This is a genomic window from Vibrio sp. 10N.237.312.B06, from assembly GCF_041464685.1.
GTDB lineage: Bacteria > Pseudomonadota > Gammaproteobacteria > Enterobacterales > Vibrionaceae > Vibrio > Vibrio tasmaniensis_A.
The window spans coordinates 54018-77618 of sequence record NZ_JBFSPI010000005.1 but is presented as its reverse complement, the minus strand read 5'-3'; the positions used below and the strand labels follow the sequence as shown (position 1 = coordinate 77618).

Genomic DNA, 23601 nt, shown 5'->3' with positions numbered 1-23601 from the left:
GCTATTACAAGATTTTGCCCCAAAATCAGTTAGCTCCGTACCAGTACGTAGTTCTATGTCCTTGGTATTCCGATATTTTTACTAAAACGACTTTTTGTGTGAGGAACTAATTGGTATGCGGTTGCATATAACGGTATGCTAGCTAGATGGACTAAAAATCCCCTCTACTCATGAGATAAAATAATGCCTGAAGCAAGTATAAGTAATAAGTGGTATAAGTTTGACTTTCATACCCACACCCCTGCGTCTTTAGATTACCGAGAACCAGATTCTCCTACCGCAAGAGACTGGTTACAAAGTGTTATGACTGCGAAACTAGATTGCGTGGCAATCACAGATCACAACACAGGTGAATGGGTTGATATTCTAAAGAGTGAGTATAGTGAGGTACAATCAGAAGATTGGTTTCGCCCAGTAACCATTTTCCCCGGGTGTGAACTAACTTTGTCCCTAGGTGCTACGCGCATACACTTATTGGCAGTATTCGACCCAAGTGCAACAACAGAAGACATCACTAGATTTTTGGGTAGTTGTGAACTTCAAGGTTCTTTTGGAGACCCAGAAAATTGTTTTACTACCCTTTCAATAGAGACCGTAGTAAAAAAGATTAGAGATGCTAATGGTATTGCAATACCTGCTCATATCGACATTACCAAAGGCCTTCTTCACAACGTAACAAGTACAAATCCAGATCTCAAAAAACACTTGTCACTATTTGAAAGTGCACAGTTTATTGACAGTTCGTACCAAGAAAATGAATCAATACATATTGAACTGAGAAAAGATACTGCACATTTAGCTATGGTTCGAGGTTCTGATGCTCATACACTAAGAGAGTTGGGGGCTAGCTATAGCTGGATTAAAATGGGGAGTCCAAATAAAGATGGACTTGATTTTGCGGTAAGAGATCATGCTTTTTGTGTTCTAAACCAAGAAGAAAATCCCAATAAAATTCCTCGTTCGTATATAAAGTCCTTAACTGTAAAAGGGATGCGTCATTGTGGTATGAACCCACAAAACGTTCCAACAGTTCAGTTTCACCCTTTATTTAATTCCATTATTGGTGGAAGAGGTACCGGAAAGTCAACATTTATAGAGGCTTTACGGTTGTCGCTGGGACGCAGTGAAGATACTGAAGAACTTACAAGCGTACACCAAGACATATCTGCATTTGTCGAAGGAGTAACTACTCCAACAACTGATATTGAGATTACGCTCAAAAGAAATTCTTCTGACTATAAGGCCAACTGGAAGAGAAGTTCACCTATTAGCTTTGAAAGGCTTAATGAGGGAAGTTGGATTGTTGATGAAGGAAGTATCAAAGAAAGGTTCCCTGTAAACATATACAGTCAAAAGCAGATCAATGCTTTATCCTCAAACCCTAATAGTTTACTAGAGCTTGTAGATCGGTCACCACTGGTTAATATCTCAGAATGGCGTGATAATTTTGATGAAAAACGAAGGTCATACTTACAGTTATGTTCAGATGAAGTTGAGCTAAACCGGAGTATTGCTCAAGAAGGTGCGAAGCGTTCCAGACTAATGGAAGTCTCCAGTGACATCACGAATTTTGAATCAGGAGGCCATAGTCAGATACTGTTTAGAAATCAGTTGATGTCTAGTGTTACTCGAACTCTTGAAAATGCTGGTGACGTTAGCGAAATAGCAACAAAGTTTGATGAACTTTGCCAGCTCCCAAGACCAACGTTAGATTTGTCGCCTCATGAACTTCCGTTCAATGTACTAAAAATAGATCTTGAGGCCATTCATGCTGTTTTTGACCGTGAAATAACAAATATTTTTACAGAGCTTGAACAACTAAAACTAAGATTAGAGCAGGCGAAAATTCGGCGGGAATCATCGATTGAAAACTCGAACTGGATGGTTGTGAAAAAGCAGTCTGAGCAACGTTATCAAGATATCGTTGCAGACTACGAAGAACGAGGAGTTGAATTCAACTCGCAAGAGTATGAAGAGTGGTTGAGAGAAAAAGAAACTATAGAAGTACAGCTTGCAGCTATTGAAGAAGATAAGCTTAGAAGAGAAAGCATACTTGAGGAAAAGGAAGAGCTACTTTCAGAAATCCGCGGCTTGAGAAGTGAGCTTCAATCTAATCGCCAGCAATTTATAGATGAAGTGCTTTCAGATAATGAATATGTTCAGATGACTATTCGTCCTTTCTCCGATGTATCTAAAGTTGAACGAACATTTAGAGAATTGATAGGGAATGAACGCTTTGCTTCTGTGATCTATGAACCTGAAAACGAAAACACCCTTCTTCACGGACTGATACACTCGGATAGTACATATGACGCCAAAATTGAAGCACACAAAAATCTAATAGATACGTTGACACAGCTAGTCAATGGTATCGAGCCCGATGGTTTCCGTGGAGATCGTAGATTTATTGAGTTTCTAAAAGAAAAATATGCATCACAACCAGAGTTTTTAGCTAGATTGGCCTGTTGGATACCTGATGACTTTTTGGAAGTTAAGTACTCTCAGCGTGGGAATGGCACCCAATTTACAAGTATAAATAAGGGCTCTGCAGGACAAAAAGCAGCGGCGATACTTGCTTTTCTGCTAAGTCATGGTGACGAACCGATAATTGTTGACCAGCCAGAAGATGACTTAGATAACGCCTTAGTTTATAGCTTAATTGTAAATCAGATACAAAGTAACAAAAAACGGCGACAAATTATTATAGTGACACATAACCCAAATATCGTAGTGAATGGTGATGCTGAGCTAGTCAATGTTATGGAGTTCAGAGGTGGGCAAGTTCAGATTAAGACGAGTGGTAGTCTCATCGAACAAAATATAAGAGATGAAGTCTGTGAGATTATGGAAGGGGGGCGTGAAGCATTTAACAAACGCTTCCAGCGAATCTCACAATTGTAATGAAGATGGCTTGCACCTAATGAAAGAGAATTGCCAAGTACAATCTTGGCAATTTATGCCGGTGATATATCTAAGGTATTGGAGATAGTCCAACCGATTGAGCGCAAGAAAAAGCCTTTTGCAATAGCTGAGATAATCCAAGTATTGCTAAATTAGCAACCTCACTAACACAGAATTGTCCAAAAATGAGTTTGAAAGCGTAGATTTGGATAGGTAATGGTAAGCCCACTCAATTGTCATTCAAGTGGGCTTCTGTGGAACTACTTAATTGATACCACCTTACTCCTTTTTAGCTTGGCTAGATTCTCTCGAAGCTCAGCATTCTCATATTCCAACTCATCAATACGAGCCAGTGCCTTAACTAACTTATCATTCAGGTGATGCTGTGCAGCCGCAAACAGAGCTAACTTCTCTCGCTCCGCCTCATACTTGTCTTTGAAGTTACTTTTAATGCGCTTTTGCTCTTTGAGCTTACTCCGCACCGCTTGGATTTCTGGCTGAACGTATTCGCCTTTCCCTTCTGCAATATCAATCTTGGTCTGCTTCACCTTCTCAACAAACTCAGGGTAGTAATAACCACTGCCATTGCCGAGTTTCGCTTCTTCCTCAACCGCTCTCACGCTCAATTTGCGGCTTTTAGGGATATGCTTCGGCTTACCATTGGCGATTCGGTCTAGCGCTGCTTCAAGGGCGACTAATGTATTTTCACTCTTACCCATGCTTAAACCTCCGTGATATTGAGTTCGGCTTCAAAAGGCGTAAATTCCATCCCAAAGTCACGCATGACGTTTTCTGCCGCTCTAATTTGAGTGATGTAATGGCTTCTATCTGTGACCGTAATATCGTCTCCTGTTTCCATGTAGGCCGACAAACTACGATGTTTCTTTTGCCACCACTTGGCTTGTTGCTCATCAATGATGCTGCTTCCAGACGAACAATCAACGCAAAACTGCGGTGCAACTACGCCATCCATATCGCAATCATAGCCACTCTTACAGTAGCTATGCAGTGAGCCATGAAGCGTGAGTTTTCCGTTTTTTACCGCTTTATAAATGGTGTCCCAAGAGCTGTAGATTGTAGGGATATCACCTCGCATCTTCATGATAGCTTTGCCATGTGCGCCTGATAATGTTTCATCAGAATGCCACTGTTTGAAAATTTTATTGGCAGTGGATTCAGCGTTAATCTCATCTAGCGTTTGTTGAATTTTCGGATCGACCTTTAAATCACGAAGGCTGGCTAATTTCCCACCATTGGTGTACCACTCTGTCATCGCCAGATACAAGTGCTTGAACTGCTGCTTGAGTGCAACCAGTGAACTTAATCGGTTTTTAATGCAGTAAAATGCCAAGGTGCGTCTAAACTGGTGAGTCGAAAACCACCAAGGTTGATTAACTACAATTTGCTTTTCAATTTTGAGTAATGACCGAGGGTTAGATTCTATGCATTCTTGGTAATCTTCTTCAGTAACAACAAAATCAAATTGCTGACAAAATTGGCGTAGTCGAGAGTTCCAATCGGTAATAAATTTGGGCGCATGAGAGCGGTATTTTTGATTTACCCAAAGCGAATTTGCGTATTTCTCATCGGGGTATTGCACTTCAGTTCGCCACTTTTTAGTGAGGATGGACATCAAATCAATCGCGGTTTTTGACACCGCTGCTGTGACCCACGTTTCTCGTTTTTCACCCAATTTAAACGTATGGGATTGAAGAAGGTGGTGTACACGGCCACTCAGTGAGTCTTGGTAATAACTGTTCGGAGTGAGCTTGTCGAGTTCGCTATCACGCATACCACTAAAGCCGCCACACACAATGTAACTCGCCGTGATTAGTTGCCCTAAGTATCGCTTAAAATCATTGCCATTCTTTAAGGGGATATTGGTTAGCTTTGTTGCCAGTGGCTTAATCAGTTCACTTTGTTGCTTAGGTTGATAGTTATGAATAGCGATAGAAAACTTGTGGGTATCAATGCTCCCATCGGAATTCATGAATGTGAAGACACCGCCAGCCTTCATCTTATCCTCTAGGGTTTGCTTACTCTGTATGTGGTTATCTTGGAGGCCTCGTTCAGTCTCGGCAATGAGTACAGCATAAGGAAGTGCTTCTTCAATAAGAGTTATTGCTTTGCTATAGATAGCGTGACACAGGCGCTCAGGAATAACTAATGTTTGTTGTTCTTCGATGCTACTTAATCGTCTAGCTTCTTTATTTGATGCGATAGGAATAGTTCCCAAGGTTATCTTGTGCCAGTTAGTGAACTCAATGGCTTTATTGATACTTACAAACATTTTTTCAAGCGTGCTAGAACTCAGCTCTTTTTCTATAAGGTAATCATCGAATTTTAGACGCATATTAGGGGACGAAAGCGCAGAGATAGATTGTACTCTTTCTTGTTCGAGAAATCGGTAGGTAGTCTTAAAGCTACTAAGCCGAGAGTGAATAGATGTGAATTTTGGTGCTTTCCTTTTTTGAGGAGATAGATTAAATAGCCAACCGTAAGTGAACAACTTCAACTCTCGTTGTAATTCTGGATGGGTATCTAATGCCGAAAAATTAAGATTGTTCTTTTCTTTTTTACGTGAAAAAGCAAAGCAATCCCAGATGTTTTGGCCGAAGGTGGCGGTGATGTTACCGTCCTTATCACGACAAACCACTACAGCATCCAATTCGTCGAATCGCTTCTCATGGTACAAGGTGATAATATCGGTAGGCTGGATTTTATGCTCAACGGGAAAGTCAGCAAGATACAAATGGTCAGTATTGAATTTATCGTTGCTCATTTGGATGTCTCCTGTGATGGAATGAGGCTAAGCACTGATTCGGCATCATCCCAGTTCGGATGTAAGCCCTCATCGTCCATTTTTTCTTCGGCCGCTTTAAGTAGAGAGGACTTGATGTTTGGCAGAATACGCGTCTCAATAAACGCAATGATGTCTTCAAAGTTCTGCTTGTAGTGATGAACATCAAGATGGCGATATAGGGATTCTTCAATACAGCTTTTGAAGCTTAATAGGCACCAAATATCTGAGAGAGATTGAACTATTACCTGGTCTGGGCAACCGAAACAACCAAGTAAGTCGGCACACGCCAACCTCTCACCGTCTTTAATCAATCCATGCTTGAGAGCTTTTCTTGTGTACTTTTCTGACTTTTCACCAAAAGGCTCAGAGCAACTTCCTCCGTTCGGAGTACGACTCAAGTTAGGGAGGTTGATTTTGTTTTCTGCCTCGATAACCAACACATCAATGCCTAAGCTTTTTTTGGCTTCTTTCGTGCTTTCACCTTGCTTAATCTCTTGCTCTCGCAAGGACATCGCATCTTGCATCATCCCATTATTGGCAGCTCGGTTGCCCTTGCTGTAGCTTTTCTTTCTCGTGTTAGAGGTGTTGTTGAGCATGATGTTGTTCACTAACTCACCCTGATGGTAAGTTGTGATTTGTGCGCCTGTTTCTCGAAAGCGGCTAATCATAGGGCGTAGACGGCATCGAGTTTGGTCGATAAAAGAAAAGTGCTTCTCTACCCATCCTTTCCAGAAACTTTGCAATGTCATACTTTTGATTTGAGCGTGCTGTTTTGATACCACTGTTTGTAATAGTGTGGCATTGGAATCAGTCGAAATAAGGCGTGATGCTTCGAGCAGCGTATCAAAGAAGCTCATTGTGTATTTAGGTATATCCAACTCATGACCGCCCATTTCAACTTGGATGGTTTTGAATGCTCGACGCTTAAAAGCGGGCATGGTGTACCAAATTTCACCGACTGATGTAGAGGCGTTATCTGGTTGCTTTAGTTGGAACAAGTCACTGGTATTGGCGTAGGTGTAGTAAGCCAGCAGGTACGTGCCAGCACACATCATTTTACTGATACCACCACATATTTTATAACGTTTCCCTTTCCATTTAAACGTCATAGTGGGCCTGCTCTTATGTGCATTTATATGCTTTTCAGGACTATCAATAAACTGCTTTGTAGTTTGCTTAAATAGACTGCGCAAAAAAGGTAGTAATTGATTTAAATCACTGCGAGTATAAGCCTCAAAGGGCTCACAGTCGCTTCTATCTATGATGGCGATATTGTCAAAGTACGTACTTGGCAGATCTAAGTAATCACTAAATAAGCGCAAAATTTGAGTGCGTTTAGTACCGTAGGTGGATCGTTTTATTTTTCCAAGTAATACCTCTTTGTAAAGAGATTCAAAGTAAGCTTCAGTGGCGTGTTGTGTGAACGCCTCTTCATTATTTTCATCGCACCAACGAAGATAGTGAGAGCATTTATTGTATGCATTGTACAGTGATTGGTGGCTTTTTCCTTCATCTACAAAATCATCGAAGCGAGACTTCATTTGAAGGATAAATCCTTCCCTATTTGCATTCTCAAATTGATTTCCCTTTTGTAATAATGCAGTTAAAGGAAAGCCTTTAAACATGAAGCGATTAAAGTCAGTCAAGCGGTTGTCGTCTAGTTGAAAACAAAGCTCTGGTTTCCAGCCGTGCAAATAAGCGATATTACTCATTCTCACCGCCTAACGCTTCATGCATGATGCCGTCTAAGATGCCGAACTTGACTTTGAAAGCCTCTTTGCGCTTCAAGTAGCGCAAGTATTTCCAAGTGGTTGATTCGTTTCGGTGTCCCATCCATCCCATCAGTAGTCCCAAGCTTTCTGATGAAGATAGCCCTGCTTCAAGCATGTCATTGAGTCGATAAGTGCCATAAGTCGAGCGCAAGTCATGAAAGCGATGTGTGAATGTGGGGTAGGTCTGTTTTATCTCGGCTCTTAGCTCTGTCCAACGAGCCTCGATCGACTTAGCGGTTACGGGGTTGCCTTGCTCACTGACGAACAAAGGTTCGTGACGCTCAGATAGCTCCAATCGCTCAAGCGCCTCTTTCTTTAGCGTGTTAGCCGTTTCTGGTAGTGCTTCAAGTTTTTGGTCAAGCTTGTTTACCCGTTTGATCCTTCGCTCTGAAACGCGATATTCATTCAATGTCGATAACAACTCGGCAGAGATTTCTACTTGGCGAGATTTAAGGTATTTGGTCATCACACCGGTGGCTTGAGGTGATAGCGACAACTCAAAGCGGTGCCTACTTTCAGCTACCGGTGTCGCTGTATCGATAGCTTTCGTGGATAACGTGGCTATCTCTTGGATACGCATACCCGTATCAAGAGAAATAAGCACCTGCAAGCGCAGCTCCTCTGAAGCCTTGGGCAGATATTGAGTGAGAATACTCAGCAGCTCTTGGCTCAGCGGAGTGAGAGGCCGGATATTGCTACTGTCGGCATCTTTGGGGACTTTAATGCGTAGGTCACTTGTTTCTATGGTAAAAGTGGGTGAAACGTGAGCCAACATTCCCGTACTCTGAACAGAAACAAATTCCATTTTGAATGGCGCTTCTTTCTCGTTCTTTATCTTTAGATAACCGTCATGCATCAACCACTTATAGTAATTGACGATTTGGTTCATGCGAACGCTAGCAGTGCTATGCGCCAAGTCACCCTTTTTAATCTGCTTTAGTAGGTGAGAGCGAAATAGATACGTTGGTTTTAGCCTTTTGACGGGAGGGAATGTATCCCATGCTAAGTTCTCATCTTCAAGGAATTGATAATAGGCATAAAGAGCTTGGGAGCAGGGACTAAGGTCTTTAGCATCCTTAACCGCTTTTTGGTAAAAGAGGTAGCTATTAGCTTCATGGTTGAATGAACCATCACCATTAAACAGAGTTGGTAGGGAGCCAATATTCCCCTTCGTCTTAACAGGAGAGCATTGGCAGGTGTTGTCACTGATTGATAGTTCTGTCTGTTTATAGACATTGCTTGATTGTATGAGAAACATAAATTCACCTAGAAAACCACTGACCATACATACAGCATAGTCAGTGATTGATTATTTTCCAGATTTATTTATGTGTGTAAGATGCTTTTCCTACACTAACCCGTCATGGTAACGAATTCTTCGCTGCCCGTTGGGTGAATTGCCACAACAGAGTCGAAATCTGCTTTGGTTGCGCCCATTTTCATTGCAACGCCGAAGCCTTGAATCATTTCATCAACAGTAAAACCGATGCCGTGTAGGCCAACGACAGTCTCTTCTTCGCCAGCACATACTAGCTTCATCTTACAAGGTTGACGGTGCTGAGTGACTGCAGTGTACATTGCAGTAAAACCAGACGTGTATACCTTGATGTTGTCTTTGCCGTATTGCTCTTCAGCTTCTTGAGTCGTTAGACCAATAGTGCCGATAGGTGGGTGGCTGAATACAACAGTAGGAACGAGCGTGTAGTCCATCTTCGCGTTCGTTTGACCGTTGAATAGGCGTTCAGAAAGTTGACGACCGGCTTTAACTGCAACAGGTGTTAGCTCGATACCGCCTTCCATGATGTCGCCAACACAGTAGATGCCAGGAACGTTGGTTGCTTGGAACTCGTCTACTTTGATGTAGCCACGGTCGTTAGTTGCAACGCCAGTTGATGCTAGGTTGATAGCGTCAGTGGCTGGGTGGCGACCGATAGCCCAAATTAGGTGGTCAACGTTTTGAGTGTTGCCGTTCTCAAGGTGCAGAGTCAGTGTGCCATCTGCTTCTTTCACTACTTCTTTAGGAACAGAGTGCGTGTGAAGTGTTGGGCCTTCCGCTTCCATTACTTCAACCAGTGTTTCAACAATCATTGGGTCGAAGCTGCGAAGTGGTGACTCTTTACGACAGAACAAGTGTGTCTCTGTGCCAAGTGCACTTAGTACGCCTGCGATTTCTACTGCGATGTAGCCTGCGCCGATTACAGCAACACGTTTAGGTTGCTCCATCAGATCGAAGAAACCGTTTGAGTCGATACCGTGCTCTGCGCCAGGGATGTTTGGAATGGTTGGACGACCACCCACTGCGATTAGGATGTGATCCGCTGTGTAGTGTTCACCGTTAACTTCAACGGTTTTTTCATCTACAAACTTAGCAAAGCCTTTGATTACGTTTATTTTGTTATTACCAAGAACGCGATCGTAAGATTGGTGGATACGACCAATGTACGCTTGACGGTTTTCAACCAGTTTGCCCCAGTTGAAGCCTTTTACGTCAACGTCGAAGCCGTAGTCTTTTGAATATAGGTTGATTGCTTCAGCAACTTGAGCACCGTGCCACATAACCTTTTTAGGAACACAACCAACGTTTACACAAGTACCACCAAGGTCTTGAGCTTCGATAAGTGCAACTTTTGCACCGTGCATTGCTGCGCGGTTAGCTGATGCGATGCCGCCTGAACCGCCGCCGATACAGATGTAATCAAAATGAGTCGCCATTACTTTCTCCATTTATTGAAGGCTGTGGGTACAGTGAGCGCACTGAACACCTACGTCCTATAGATTCTTAAATTGTCTAATTATTATATTGAGGGCAGATCGGTTGAACTCAATCTCCCTGTTTAAAATTTATTCGTGTACGTCACAATCTGCTGAATATTCGTCAGAGCATGACGTTAAGTTCGAGATTACTCGGGTACGATCCACTCTACTTTGAAGTGACCGGTTGCCGGCGCAATTGCTTCCTTCAAGAATGGAAGAATTTCGTTCATTTGGCTTTCTAGCTTCCAAGGCGGGTTGATAACAATCATGCCTGATGCTGTCATGCCACGCTCGTTGGTGTCAGGTGATACGCCAAGTTCGATTTGTAGAATCTTGTTGATGCCTAAGCCTTCAAGTCCTTCGATCATGTCTTCGATATCACAGCGGTTTACCACTGGGTACCAAATTGCGTAGATACCAGTTGCCCAGCGTTTATGGCTTTGAGCAATCGCAGTCACAACATCACGATACTCTTTTGCCAGTTCGTAAGGCGGATCGATTAGCACCAAACCACGACGCTCTTTTGGTGGCAGGCTGCCTTTTAAGCGTTGGAAGCCATCTTCTTTATAGATAGACACCTGACGATCGCGGTGGAACTCTTGCTCAAGCAGCGGGTAATCGGCTGGGTGAAGTTCGGTCAGTACCATGCGGTCTTGGTCACGCAGGTGCGCACGTGCTACACGTGGTGAACCTGGGTAAAAACGCAGTTTTTCGCCATTGTTGAGTGCTGAGATAGACTCAAGGTAGCTTTGAATGTCTTCAGGAAGTTCTGTTTGTGCCCAGACGCGGGCAATACCTTGTTTGTATTCGCCCGTTTTTTCAGACCATTCATGCGTTAAGTCGTAACGACCTACACCAGAGTGAGTGTCATGGTAAACAAAAGGCTTATCCTTCTGTTTCAAAGAATTAAGAATAAGGCTCTGTACGATATGCTTTACTACGTCGGCATGGTTGCCCGCGTGGAAGCTGTGGCGATAACTTAACAAATTAAACTCTCGTAACACTCTCGAATTAGAGTGTGGTTAGTGTAGGTGGGGTTAATTTGACTATTATAACCCCCAATGGACCATAAATTCTCGAACAATTCAGGAACAGCTGTTCGCAATATGCAGTTAGTTATTGGTTCTACTATTGAAATTTGCCTTCATGGGCACTATTTAATAACTATTCGCAGGTGATTTTTTAGGGCGATCCTTAGCCTGATGACTGTAAGGCGACCTCATTACAAAAAAGACGAAAGTCTCTAAAGCCAAAGGAATGTTTATATGTCTAATCCGCTATTAACCTTCACGGACTTACCTCCGTTTTCACAGATCAAACCTGAGCACGTTAAGCCAGCGGTTGAGCAAGTGATTGAAGAGTGTCGCAACAAGATAGAACAAGTACTTGAAGGTAATACTTCACCAAGCTGGGACAACCTCGTTGCTCCAATTGAAGAAGTGGATGATCGTTTAGGCCGTATTTGGTCACCTGTAAGCCATATGAATTCTGTGATGAACAGCGACGAACTGCGTGACGCTTATGAGAGCTGCCTGCCTGTACTTTCTGAGTACGGCACGTGGGTCGGCCAACACAAAGGTTTGTTCGAAGCGTATAAAGCGATCAAGGCGAGTGAGGCATTCTCGGCATTAGACCAAGCTCAACAGAAAACCATTACCGACGCACTGCGTGACTTTGAATTATCAGGCATTGGCTTACCCGCAGACGAGCAGCACCGCTACGGCGAGATCAGCAAGCGTCAGTCTGAGCTGGGTTCTCAATTCTCAAACAATGTGCTTGATGCAACCATGGGTTGGAGCAAGCAAGTTACAGACGTGGCTGAACTGGCTGGTATGCCTGAGTCGGCATTGGCAGCAGCACAAGCCGCGGCACAAGCTAAAGAGCAGGAAGGTTATCTACTGACTCTGGACATCCCTTCATATCTACCAGTGATGACGTACTGTGATAACCAAGAACTGCGTAAAGAACTGTACGAAGCCTACGTAACTCGCGCTTCAGATCGCGGTCCAAATGCTGGTAAGTGGGACAACACTGAGATCATCACTGAACAACTTAAGCTGCGTCACGAGATCGCACGTATGCTTGGCTTTAGCACTTACAGTGAAAAATCTCTGTCGACTAAGATGGCAGAAACGCCAGACCAAGTACTTGGTTTCCTTAACGACCTAGCAGTAAAAGCCAAACCACAAGGTGAGCGCGAAGTAGAAGAGCTACGTCAGTTTGCTGAGAAAGAGTTTGGTGTCTCTGAGCTAAACCTGTGGGACATCGCTTACTACAGCGAGAAACAAAAACAGAACTTGTTCGAGATCTCTGATGAAGAGCTTCGTCCATACTTCCCTGAGTCGAACGCAGTGTCTGGTTTGTTCGAAGTACTAAACCGTGTGTTTGGTATGTCTGTGACTGAGCGTGAAGGTGTGGATACATGGCATGATTCAGTGCGTTTCTTCGACATCTTCGATGCGACAGGCACATTGCGCGGTAGCTTCTACCTAGATCTATACGCACGTGAACACAAACGTGGTGGCGCTTGGATGGATGACTGTCGCGGTCGTCGCATTACTCAATCTGGTGAACTACAGACGCCTGTTGCTTACCTAACGTGTAACTTCAACAAACCAGTCGGTGACAAACCAGCACTGTTTACTCACGATGAAGTGGTCACTTTATTCCACGAATTTGGCCACGGTATCCACCACATGTTAACGCAAGTTGAAGCGGGCGCAGTCGCGGGTATCAACGGTGTGCCTTGGGATGCCGTTGAGCTACCAAGTCAGTTCCTAGAAAACTGGTGTTGGGAAGAGGAAGCGCTGTCGTTCATTTCTGGTCACTTCGAAACAGGTGAAGCGCTACCAAAAGAGATGCTAGAGAAAATGCTAGCGGCGAAGAACTTCCAATCTGCGATGTTTATCCTGCGTCAGCTAGAGCTTGGCCTGTTCGATTTCACACTGCACACAGAGTACGATCCTGAAGTCGGTGCGCGCGTACTAGAAACGCTAGCCGACGTGAAGTCTAAGGTTTCTGTATTGCCAAGCCTTGATTGGAACCGCTTCTCGCACAGCTTTGGGCATATCTTTGCTGGTGGCTACAGCGCGGGTTACTACAGCTACCTATGGGCAGAAGTATTGTCTGCAGATGCGTTCTCTGCATTTGAAGAAGAAGGTATCTTCAACACTGAAACCGGTAATCGCTTCCTGAACAACATCCTTGAAATGGGTGGTAGTGAAGAGCCAATGGAGCTGTTCAAACGCTTCCGTGGTCGTGAGCCTCAAATCGACGCGATGCTGCGTCATGCGGGTATCAGCGCTTAATATTGTGCTAGTCAGAATGTGAAAAGAGCCTCCTTGTGAGGCTCTTTTTGTATCGATTTATCAAACGATTATGGATTTACATTGCGGTTGATAGGGTTCTGCAATGAAATCAGTGTCTCAGTCGATTGAACCTCGTCAATCGCCTGCAATTTATCGATCAGTACGAACTGCAACTCTTCGATCGATTTACACATCAGCTTTACGAAAATGTTGTAGGCGCCAGTGGTGTAGTAAGCCTCAACCACTTCATCTAAGGCATTCAGTTTTGCAATGGCTGAGTGGTAGTCGCGAGCTGCGTTAAGGTTGATACCAATAAAACAACACACGTCGTAACCAAGCTTCTTGGTGTTTACCACAACCTCGGTTCGCTCAATAATGTCGGCCGATCTCATCTTTTCGATACGAACGTGAATCGTCGCGGGGCTGACATCGAATTTCTTTGCCATTTCAGCATAAGGCGTGCGCGCATCTTCCATTAAGGTTTTGAGAATGGCACGGTCTAGATCATCCAGACGAGCTGTAGTTGTGGACATGCATAATCCTTAGGGTGAATAAAAAACATACCGGCTTTAGTACACATCATAGCCAAGGGTGATAATATTAGCAGCAACTATAGTGTTAGGGTGAATTCAGTGCGATTTTCGTTGTTTTTGATTGTTATGTGTTGGAGTGCTTTTGTTTCAGCTCAAACAAAAGATGTGTTGGTTATTCACTCTTATCATCAGGGTTTTTTCTGGACTGATGATTTCCACAAAGGATTATCAGAAGAACTGGACCGTGATCGACTATCGTATCGAGTTGTTTATTTGGATAGTAAACGAACTCAAAACCCAGAATACTTAGAGCGCGTTTATCAGCTTTATCACACCAAGTTGATGCATGAAGAATTTGCTGCGGTTGTGGTCAGTGACAATAACGCCCTTAATTTAATGAAGCGCCTTGCGCCCGATCTCAAAGATACGCCAGTAATCTTTGGTGGCATCAACAATTTCTCCCCTGAAATGATTGAAGGTTTGAACGCGACGGGCATTACTGAAGATATTGATTTATTGGGTAATATTGAGCTAATTAAGCGCCTTCAAACAAACGTAAAGAAGATATACATTGTTACTGACCATTCAGTAACAGGTGAGGCTATCCGCTCACAAATCGATCGTTCTATTGAGGATCACCCCCACTTTTCCGATTTGCTGGAGCACTATGTGCCTGACTCTTACCAAGAGTTAATTGCGTTTTCTCAGCGAACCGATCTAGATCAGAGCTTACTCTTTTGGGCATATTATCGCGATGCTAAAGGCAACGTGAGTAGCGTTGAAGACTGGCGACAATTGAACATTAAAACCCAAATGCCACTGTATATGGTGCACGATTTGGGGTTGGGTTTTGGGGCGATAGGCGGTGTTATTCAAAGTGGTGAAACGCAAGGTCGAGATACGGGACGTGTTTTACTAAAGGTATTAGCAAACCCAAATGAACCTCTGCCTTTAGTCGCACCTGGCGCATCGGAAATTAAACTCGACTACCAACAGATGTCACGCTGGGGGCTGGGAACTGAGAATGAAGCTTCAATTACTTTTCTCAATAAGCCTCAGTCATTCTTGGTGCGTTATCACGATGAAATTCGAACAATAGGTTTGCTGTTTCTGGTTATGTCGTGTGTTATTGCGACCTTGGTTTACTACCTCAACCGCCTCAAGAAAAGTGAGCGTGCTAGCCGACAAAGCCAGCTGTTACTGGAGTCGATATTCGATCAAAGTCTACAGTACATGGGTATTCTTGATAAAGGCGGTGTACTGCTGTCGAGCAACAGTAAGCTGCATGAGCTTCTTTATAATCAAGGTTATAAATTAGGAACACCTCTCCAAGAATATTGGGAGGATGCCGCGGGCGAAGCGCTGAAGGAGTATTTTGCTGAAAGGGATGATTATCCAACCTTACGATTTGAGGCTGAGGTATGGTGCCGTGATCGTGGTGGAATGGTGCTAGATATCTCTTTAAAGCCGATGCCGAGCAGTGAAGAGGACACCATTCAGTTCTTATTTGAAGCTCGTGATGTTACCTCACGAAAGCTTGCTGAGAACAAATTGTTCCAACGTGAAGCGAATCTCAAACTGTATTACGACAAGCAACCGGTGATGATGATTACACTGGATGTCAATAATCGCATTCAGCAAGTGAACCAGTTTGCTGAAGAATTACTAGGTTATCCACTTGATCTGCTTTTGGGGCATCGCCCTAGAGAATTTTATGTGGATGAGAACGCGATGATTCCTCGTCATATCTTGTTGCAACCACAGCACAAAATTCGCGGCGTGTGGCGCCGTGATATCGAGTATCGTCATGCGGACGGTAGAACGATCTGGATTCGTGAAAATATTCGTCCACTGGTCGACTCGGGTCAGCTGTTGATTGTTGGAGAAGACATTACCGAAACCCGCGAACTTTCTGAAAAGTTAGAATACCAAGCGCGTTATGACCTGCTTACAGACACTTTCAACCGCAACCACTTTGAGCAAGAGCTACAAAAGGCGCTGAAAGAGGTTGAGAGTCATATGAGAACTCATGCGATGTTGTTCTTAGATTTGGACCAATTGAAGGTACTGAACGATACTGCTGGGCATGAAGCGGGTGATGCCGCGATTTTATTTAGCGCTAATCTGATAGAAGATGTGCTTCCTTACAATGCTGTGTTAGCTCGGATGGGGGGAGATGAGTTTGCGGTACTAATCAAAGACTGTACTGAGCGAGATGCTGTCAATGTCTGTCACAGTATTATATCGATGATGAGTGAGAATCCATTCTTATGGGGCGATATTCACCTCAATCTTACTTGTTCTATCGGAATTCGATTGATTGACCATACTGCCGCTTCATCACAAATGGTGCATGCACAGGCGGATGCCGCTTGCCATGCCGCTAAAGAGGAAGGGCGAAATCGTTATCACCTTTATCATCTAGATGATGAAGATCTGCGCCGTCGCCATTTAGAAATGGAATGCGTTAACTTGGTACACGAAGCCTTAGCCAATGATCGCTTGGAGTTATTTGCCCAACGTATTCTTGGCCTAGAGGAAAATAGCAACAAAATGCACTTTGAGATACTGGTGCGGATCAAGAACGTCCAAGGTGAGTACATTTCACCGGGGATCTTCATGCCAGCCTCCGAGCGCTATAACATCGCGCATTTGATTGATCGCCAAGTCGTCAGTCAGACGTTGAATTGGTTGGAGCAACGCCCACATCTCGTTGATGATTTGGGGATGTGTTCGATAAACCTTTCTGGTCACTCTATGGGTAACCGAGAGTTTGTTGAATTCTTGATTGAAAGTTTGGCGAACTCATCAGTGCCTTGCCATAAGGTTTGTTTAGAGATCACTGAAACGGCCGCCATGAGTAATATGAAGCAGGCAATCAACTTCTTTACTCGAATTAAAGAGCTCGGCTGTTTGATTGCTCTGGATGATTTTGGTTCAGGCTTGTCGTCATTCGGATATCTGAAGGCATTACCCGTTGATATTGTGAAAATTGATGGCCTGTTTGTGCGTGATATTGATGTTAACGAGATGGACTATGTGATGGTTCGTTCGATCAATGATTTAGCGAAGCAGATGGGCAAGCACACGGTGGCTGAATTTGTTGAAAATACTCAGGTTCTCGATAAGTTGATTGAACTCGGTGTTAACTACGCTCAGGGCTATGTTATTGGCCGACCGAAGCCACTGGCCGAGCTTGTTGAAGAGTTAAGGCAAGAACGAGAGATAGAGTAATTGGTTTAGGTAAGCCGACCGAGCTGTGAATACTTTTCACCGCTAATATGTATTGTGGAGGCAATCAGGTAAACTGGTTGCCTCTTTTATTTTGAATACCACTGTCTGTTGGAGACGACCTTGCAATTACAACTGATTTGCGAAGATGCTACCCAAATCGATCATTTAAATGACTTAGCGACCCGTTGGAATTTATCTCATGATGAAAGTAGCGAGTTTGCTTTGGTGCTGACTCGCGAGCGACTTGAGCTACGCAAAGTCGATGAACCTAAGCTTGGCGCTATTTTTGTTGATTTAGTCGGAGGCGCAGTCGGTCACAGACGTAAGTTTGGTGGTGGTAAAGGTCAGGCAATTGCTAAGGCGGCAGGTCTAAACAAAGGCGCAACGCCAACTATTCTTGATGGTACAGCAGGCTTAGGGCGTGACGCATTTGTATTGGCTTCGTTGGGCTGTAAAGTGCAGATGGTAGAGCGACATCCAGTTGTGGCTGCATTATTGGATGACGGCCTGCAGAGAGCACAAAAAGACCCAGATATCGGCGGTTGGGTTAGCGAACGTATGAAGTTGATTCACGCTTCAAGTCACGACGCGCTGGATAAACTTAGCAACGACCCTAACTTCGAACAGCCTGATGTGGTGTACCTCGATCCTATGTACCCACATCCAGAGAACAAGAAGAAGTCGGCTTTGGTTAAGAAAGAGATGCGAGTATTCCAATCTTTGGTTGGCGCCGATCTGGATGCCGATGGCTTGTTTGAGCCTGCGATGAAGCTGGCAACTAAGCGCGTTGTGGTCAAAAGACCGGATTACGCAGCATGGTTAGACGAGCAAAAACCGAGCATGGCAATCGAAACTAAAAAGAACCGTTTTGACGTCTATGTGAAAGCATCAATGACTTAGCTTAAGCATCAATAGCTTAGCTACACACTAAGAAAGTTTCCCGTCATAAATACGATAAATTGGCATTTAACACTTGCGATAGTCGCGTTACGGATGTATATCTAACTAAGAATCATTATTATTCTTAGCTGGAGTTGTAGCATGGCTAAACGCTTTTGTAAGTTAAACCGTCGAGATATCACTGAACACTTAGGAGAGATCCACAGTTTGGTTACTCAACCTAAGTTTGTGTGTCGTTCTTGTGCGCGTTCTTCGGCGGATCAAGCGAACCTATGCAAACCAACCGCAATTCCACCTCTTGGCTGTCAAAATAAACCCGTTGAAGAAAAAGCCGCATGCGGCCTGTTAGCGGAAACATTACCTGCACCCGAGCTATCACTTGCTGAAATCAACGAGACCCTTGAACCTGTTGTTCAAATGTTCGATCCAGCCGTTGCTGATATTGCCGCTAATGTTGTAGATAAAAATGCATCACAGAAAAAAGCCAAACTGAAAAAACGAATCGCTAATGCGAGTGGTGATGAAAAAGCCGATCTCAAGCGAGCGAAGAAAGCGGCTAAGAGACAAGAGAAGTACAACAAAAAGCTCGCGAAGATGATTAAGAAGCAGCAAAAGCTGTTTAAGAAAAGTCAAAAACTGGAAAGTAACCTTGAACGTATCAACCTACAACTTGATGACGTCGCTTTCACTGAAACCAAGACTCAGGTAGTGAGCCATAGTCACATTCACTGAAACTGGTACGGATAACTTATTGCTACAACGATGATTTAAAAAGAGCGACCTAAGGTCGCTCTTTTGCTTTTTGGGGTTATCAGAGCTAACTCATTTAGCTCTGCTCACTTAGCTTAGTTTAGTTCACTTAGCTCAGTGAAAGCGGTTAGGCGTTGCTTGTGGATCTCGCAACACGCTTTTTCACCCATGTCTCGTTGACGAATAGAGAGAACAAGATAACCGCGCCGCCAATGGCCAATCGAATCAAGTCGACGTCTCTGTTCCAAATAAGGATGTTCACTACAAGGCCGGCTGGAACTAAGGCGTTGTTCATTACAGCCAGTGCACCAGCATTCACCATGCATGCACCTTTATTCCACATAAAGTAACCTAGCCCCGAAGCAATCAAGCCAAGATAAATCAGGATGCCCCATTGAAGAGTGGTTGTTGGCAGCTTCTCAGGGTTACCTAAGAGTATGAAAGCAACCGAAGCGACGCATAACGCACCCAAATAGAAGTAACCAAATACTGTGCGCTGAGGTAACTCTGTCGATTCCTTCTCCATCACTACTTTGTAAGCAACTTGGCCGATAGCAAAGCACAGGTTTGCACCTTGGACTACGAGGAAACCGACTAAAAAGTTTTCGTTGATACCCGCGAATTTAATGAATACAGCGCCCAATACAGCAATCGCCGCTGTCACTAAATACCACGGAGAGAATTGTCCTTTGAGGAAGTCATAAATAAGTGTGACGTAAATTGGGGTAAAAACGGTAAACAGAAGGACTTCAGGAACGGATAGCAGCAAGAAAGACTGGTAATAGAAGCAGTACATCAGCCCAAGCTGGATACCACCAATAGCCATCAACTTAGCGATCAGCTTACGCGAGATACCTCGAAACTTCAGGAAAGGAAGAAATACAATGCCAGCAAGGGCAACACGCATTAATACAGAGAACCAAGAATCAACCTGACCAGCAAGGTACACGCCGATCAGGCTAAAAGAGAAGGCCCATAAGAGGGTAACACTAGCTAAATAGCTCATATAAAAACTTCGTTAATAAGATATGAGCTGTATGTTACCTAACCTTAATTCATTAGTCTTCTGAATCTCTTAGAGGCACGACCAGCATATCAACCGGCGAGGCATTGATCAGTTGTCGTGTTGAAGAGAGCAATTTGCTCCAGAAGTCTTGATGGTGCCCACAAACCACTAAATCAACATTGAATTCATTGATGGTGTCACACAGTTCATGACTCAGGTCGCCGCTGCCCACTAAGGTGTGGGTAATAGGGTATTGAGCGTGTTCTGCAAAATTTTGTAGCTGAACTCGAGATGCTTCCATCGCGTTGTGCTGGGTTTCTGCCATGTTGATATCAATAAGGCCGGTATAGAGCTCTGCATAATTAATATCGATATGGATAAAAGAGACTTTGGCTTCCAATGGCTTAGCCAATGCTACCGCTTTATCCACAAGTAATTTGCTGTCATCTGATAAATCGACTGCGACCAAAATATGTTTGTAACTCATATCGCTACCTCTTCTATTCATTGCCTAACTAAAGACTAGCACTATGCAATGCCTTTTTTTGCTGAAGTGATCTCATATCCACTGTCTTGCGTAATGTTTGCTCGAAATATTGGTTAACTAATGGCCTGCGAGATATTCATAAAATAGTGATATAGTAGAGAAAACTGAAGATGTAATTAGGAGTCTTAAATGCTATCAAAAACTATGGTAGAGCAACTGAACGATCAAATTAATCTAGAATTTTTCTCATCCAACCTATACTTACAAATGAGTGCTTGGTGTGAAGATAAAGGATTTGAAGGTGCAGCAGAGTTTCTGCGTGTTCATGCAGTCGAAGAAATGGAACACATGCAGCGTCTTTTTACTTACGTAAGTGAGACAGGTGCAATGCCAATTTTAGGTGCGATTGAAGCGCCAAAACATGAATTTGATAGCCTTGGGGCTGTGTTCCGTGAAACTTACGAACATGAGCAAATGATTACTCAAAAGATCAACAAACTGGCTCACGTTGCTTTCAGCACACAAGATTACTCAACCTTTAACTTCCTGCAATGGTACGTTGCAGAGCAACACGAAGAAGAGAAGTTGTTTAAAGGTGTATTGGATAAGCTAGAGCTTGTTGGTGAAGACGGTAAAGCATTGTTCTTTATTGATAAAGACTTAGCGCAATTGGCAAAAGATGGTTCATCTTCAATTATGGAAGCTCCTGCCGTATAGGTAGTACGAGAAAGACACTGATTATCTTTTTCTTTTGAGTTTTCTTATGAAGATGTAAGGAGGAAAGGATGATCAGCGGCGACACTATTCTATTTGCACTAATGGTTGTGACTTGTGTGAACTGGGCGCGTTACTTTACTGCGCTAAGAACACTCATTTATATTATGCGAGAAGCACACCCTCTACTATATCAACAAGTAGATGGAGGTGGTTTCTTCACAACCCATGGCAATATGACCAAACAGGTTCGCCTGTTTAGTTACATCAAAAGCAAAGAGTATCACCACCATCACGACGAAGTTTTTACGTCGAAGTGCGATCGTGTAAGGCAGTTATTCATACTCTCTTCTGCTCTGTTAGGTGTAACGTTGCTGTCTTCTTTCATCGTCTAAGTCATTTAGTACGATTGAAGTAGAGCTTCGGTTGTTGGTTCGCTAAGCCAAACCAAACAGTGGCTTGCTTATGTCTGTGAATTGTACAATTGAACATCAATTGCAAAGTTTAAAATTACCGCTAAAATAGCGAGCAATTAGTAAGGATGTGCTGTTTATGCACATCCTTTTTTATTGATGGCATTTCGAGAACAGGGCGTACTCGGGCTGCACAAGTGAAGAAAAGCAGAACCACATGAGTGAAAAATTTGATGTAATCGTAATTGGTGCGGGCGCCGCTGGCTTAATGTGTGCTGCGGAAGCGGGCAAACGCGGGCGACGAGTGCTGGTGGTTGATCATGCAAAGAAACCAGGCAGAAAAATTTTAATCTCAGGTGGCGGTCGTTGTAACTTTACTAACTATGATGTTTCAGCCAACAACTTCCTATGTAACAACCCTCACTTCGTGAAGTCAGCTTTATCTCAATACACCAACTGGGATTTTATCTCGATGGTGAGCAAGTACGGCATTGAGTTCGAAGAGCGCGATCACGGCCAGTTGTTCTGTGTGAATGACCACACAGCAAAAGACATCGTGAGCATGCTGCTTGACGAGTGTAAGCAAGCGAAAGTTGAACAGCGCTACCGTTGTGATGTTCACTCCATCGAAAAAACAGACGCAGGCTTCAAGATGCACCTCAATACCGACGAAGTTGAGTGTGACTCACTCGTTGTAGCGACAGGCGGTTTGTCTATGCCTAAGCTAGGCGCAACGCCATTTGGCTATAAGATTGCAGAGCAGTTTGGTTTGTCGGTACTGCCAACTACTGCAGGGCTAGTACCATTCACGCTGCATAAAGAAGACAAAGAAGCTTTCGCTGAGCTTTCTGGTATCGCAATTCCTGCTGAGATCACAGCGCAAGACGGCACTTTATTTAAAGAAGCGTTGCTGTTTACGCACCGCGGCTTATCTGGTCCTTCGGTACTGCAAATCTCTTCATTCTGGAAAGCGGGTCAATCGGTTTCTATCAACCTAGTACCTGAAGTAGACGTTGCCGAGTTGCTTGAAAATTCTCGCGAGAAACACCCTAATCAGAGCCTGAAAAATACCTTGGCGAAAGCACTACCAAAGCGTTTTGTGGAAGTGCTGATTGATCGTAAAGAGCTTGAAGACAAGCCGCTTAAACAGTTCAACGAAAAGCAGCTTAGTGGCATCGTTGAGCACCTAGAGAACTGGAAAATTGCACCCAATGGCACGGAAGGTTATCGAACAGCCGAAGTGACTCTAGGCGGAGTGGATACTGATCACCTATCTTCGAAAACCATGGAGTGTAAGAGTGTGTCTGGCCTATATTTCATCGGTGAAGTAATGGACGTAACGGGTTGGTTAGGGGGCTATAACTTCCAATGGACGTGGTCGTCTGGGTGGGTTGCAGGCCAAAACGTATAGCATACTGGCGATAGCACTGGCTAAGTTTATTCATTTAGAACATTTTCAGTCAGTAGAAAGAATGACTTCGTCACAAATGATAAAGATTATAAGTGATTGATGTTTTAATTATTTAAATGAGGGGTTTGCAATGAATCAGACAAAAGTAAAAAGCATTCTATTGGCAGCAGGAGCGATGAATGTTGGTGCTGTTTTACTGTTTTCACGCTTTTTTACGAATAGTGCCATTAACGAAGCCGATCCCGTTGTAATGTCCAACTTTGGACTGATTATGATCGTCGTTTGGGGTTTTGCGTACCTTGGGGCTGCAACAATCAATGCGAACATCAAATATCTTGCTGGTGCTTTCTTTATTGAAAAGTTGGTTTATGTGGTTGTTTGGGTGAATTGGCTTTCCAATAATACGCTATCACCAGTATATGAAGCGGATACGATGGCTGGCGTGTTTTACACAATTTATGGTGTAAATGATTTCATATTTATGGTCTTGTTTTTCATGATATTTAAGTCCAAATTTGATATGAAAAACAACGGTTGAATATCGAACGTTGAGACTTACAACTTAATGTTATCTTACAGAAAAATGGCGAGTCATATGACTCGCCATTTTTGTAT

At 43.6% G+C, this 23601-nt stretch carries 18 protein-coding genes; 9 read left to right on the top strand and 9 right to left on the bottom strand.

The window, feature by feature from the left end:
- The first annotated feature begins 183 nt into the window (after nucleotides 1-183).
- On the top strand, nucleotides 184-2901 hold the full coding sequence (locus tag AB6C75_RS02510) for a TrlF family AAA-like ATPase (protein WP_372106737.1): 2718 nt from the start codon (nucleotides 184-186) through the stop codon (nucleotides 2899-2901).
- Between the two features lie 260 nt (nucleotides 2902-3161).
- On the opposite strand, the gene AB6C75_RS02505 is transcribed toward AB6C75_RS02510, so the two are convergent.
- The 6 genes from AB6C75_RS02505 to AB6C75_RS02480 all read right to left on the bottom strand — a co-directional run bounded on the left by AB6C75_RS02505 (nucleotide 3162) and on the right by AB6C75_RS02480 (nucleotide 11216).
- Nucleotides 3162-3620 carry a hypothetical protein gene (locus AB6C75_RS02505; RefSeq protein ID WP_372106735.1) on the bottom strand — a complete coding sequence of 153 codons (459 nt, stop codon included), beginning with the start codon at nucleotides 3618-3620 and terminating at the stop codon, nucleotides 3162-3164.
- Nucleotides 3621-3622: 2 nt separating this feature from the next.
- Nucleotides 3623-5683, bottom strand: a complete 2061-nt coding sequence (locus AB6C75_RS02500) for a hypothetical protein (protein WP_372106734.1) — start codon at nucleotides 5681-5683, stop codon at nucleotides 3623-3625.
- The gene (locus AB6C75_RS02495) at nucleotides 5680-7416 is read right to left on the bottom strand and encodes a hypothetical protein (RefSeq protein ID WP_372106732.1); all 1737 of its coding nucleotides are present in this window, start codon (nucleotides 7414-7416) and stop codon (nucleotides 5680-5682) included. The genes AB6C75_RS02500 and AB6C75_RS02495 overlap by 4 nt, the downstream gene beginning before the upstream one ends.
- Nucleotides 7409-8734: a tyrosine-type recombinase/integrase gene (locus AB6C75_RS02490; protein WP_372106730.1), complete on the bottom strand. Its 1326-nt coding sequence runs from the start codon at nucleotides 8732-8734 to the stop codon at nucleotides 7409-7411. The genes AB6C75_RS02495 and AB6C75_RS02490 overlap by 8 nt, the downstream gene beginning before the upstream one ends.
- A 95-nt stretch (nucleotides 8735-8829) precedes the next feature.
- On the bottom strand, nucleotides 8830-10188 hold the full coding sequence (gene gorA, locus AB6C75_RS02485) for a glutathione-disulfide reductase (RefSeq protein WP_026012237.1): 1359 nt from the start codon (nucleotides 10186-10188) through the stop codon (nucleotides 8830-8832).
- Between the two features lie 188 nt (nucleotides 10189-10376).
- Nucleotides 10377-11216 carry a 23S rRNA (adenine(2030)-N(6))-methyltransferase RlmJ gene (locus AB6C75_RS02480; protein ID WP_372106728.1) on the bottom strand — a complete coding sequence of 280 codons (840 nt, stop codon included), beginning with the start codon at nucleotides 11214-11216 and terminating at the stop codon, nucleotides 10377-10379.
- Nucleotides 11217-11495: 279 nt separating this feature from the next.
- Here AB6C75_RS02480 and prlC point away from each other — a divergent pair, with 279 nt between their 5' ends.
- Nucleotides 11496-13538 carry an oligopeptidase A gene (gene prlC / locus AB6C75_RS02475; protein ID WP_060983258.1) on the top strand — a complete coding sequence of 681 codons (2043 nt, stop codon included), beginning with the start codon at nucleotides 11496-11498 and terminating at the stop codon, nucleotides 13536-13538.
- A gap of 68 nt (nucleotides 13539-13606) precedes the next feature.
- Here the strand turns inward: prlC and asnC are convergent, their stop codons facing one another.
- Entirely contained in the window at nucleotides 13607-14071 is a 465-nt protein-coding gene (asnC, locus tag AB6C75_RS02470) for a transcriptional regulator AsnC (RefSeq protein ID WP_009848066.1), read from the bottom strand.
- Between the two features lie 126 nt (nucleotides 14072-14197).
- On the opposite strand from asnC, the gene AB6C75_RS02465 reads away from it, so the two are divergent.
- The 3 genes from AB6C75_RS02465 to AB6C75_RS02455 all read left to right on the top strand — a co-directional run bounded on the left by AB6C75_RS02465 (nucleotide 14198) and on the right by AB6C75_RS02455 (nucleotide 18937).
- Complete coding sequence (locus AB6C75_RS02465; RefSeq protein WP_372106752.1) at nucleotides 14198-17305, top strand: EAL domain-containing protein; 3108 nt, start codon at nucleotides 14198-14200, stop codon at nucleotides 17303-17305.
- Nucleotides 17306-17425: 120 nt separating this feature from the next.
- The gene (locus AB6C75_RS02460) at nucleotides 17426-18205 is read left to right on the top strand and encodes a class I SAM-dependent methyltransferase (protein WP_269337751.1); all 780 of its coding nucleotides are present in this window, start codon (nucleotides 17426-17428) and stop codon (nucleotides 18203-18205) included.
- A 141-nt stretch (nucleotides 18206-18346) separates the two neighbouring features.
- On the top strand, nucleotides 18347-18937 hold the full coding sequence (locus AB6C75_RS02455) for a hypothetical protein (protein WP_372106725.1): 591 nt from the start codon (nucleotides 18347-18349) through the stop codon (nucleotides 18935-18937).
- Nucleotides 18938-19082: 145 nt separating this feature from the next.
- On the opposite strand, the gene AB6C75_RS02450 is transcribed toward AB6C75_RS02455, so the two are convergent.
- Together AB6C75_RS02450 and uspA are read right to left on the bottom strand one after the other, a co-directional pair.
- Nucleotides 19083-19961 (bottom strand): carboxylate/amino acid/amine transporter, encoded by an 879-nt coding sequence (locus tag AB6C75_RS02450; RefSeq protein WP_017103435.1) that lies wholly within the window; start codon nucleotides 19959-19961, stop codon nucleotides 19083-19085.
- 52 nt (nucleotides 19962-20013) lie between these two features.
- Nucleotides 20014-20448, bottom strand: a complete 435-nt coding sequence (gene uspA, locus AB6C75_RS02445) for a universal stress protein UspA (RefSeq protein ID WP_009848061.1) — start codon at nucleotides 20446-20448, stop codon at nucleotides 20014-20016.
- A gap of 189 nt (nucleotides 20449-20637) precedes the next feature.
- Between uspA and ftnA the strand changes: the two genes are divergently transcribed.
- From ftnA to AB6C75_RS02425, 4 genes are all read left to right on the top strand, one after another.
- Nucleotides 20638-21165 carry a non-heme ferritin gene (ftnA, locus tag AB6C75_RS02440; RefSeq protein ID WP_004735556.1) on the top strand — a complete coding sequence of 176 codons (528 nt, stop codon included), beginning with the start codon at nucleotides 20638-20640 and terminating at the stop codon, nucleotides 21163-21165.
- A gap of 68 nt (nucleotides 21166-21233) precedes the next feature.
- Nucleotides 21234-21557: a universal stress protein UspB gene (uspB, locus tag AB6C75_RS02435; protein WP_009848060.1), complete on the top strand. Its 324-nt coding sequence runs from the start codon at nucleotides 21234-21236 to the stop codon at nucleotides 21555-21557.
- Nucleotides 21558-21792: 235 nt separating this feature from the next.
- Nucleotides 21793-22986 (top strand): NAD(P)/FAD-dependent oxidoreductase, encoded by a 1194-nt coding sequence (locus tag AB6C75_RS02430; RefSeq protein ID WP_102257540.1) that lies wholly within the window; start codon nucleotides 21793-21795, stop codon nucleotides 22984-22986.
- Nucleotides 22987-23116: 130 nt separating this feature from the next.
- Nucleotides 23117-23524 (top strand): hypothetical protein, encoded by a 408-nt coding sequence (locus tag AB6C75_RS02425; RefSeq protein WP_009848058.1) that lies wholly within the window; start codon nucleotides 23117-23119, stop codon nucleotides 23522-23524.
- Nucleotides 23525-23601 lie beyond the last annotated feature (77 nt).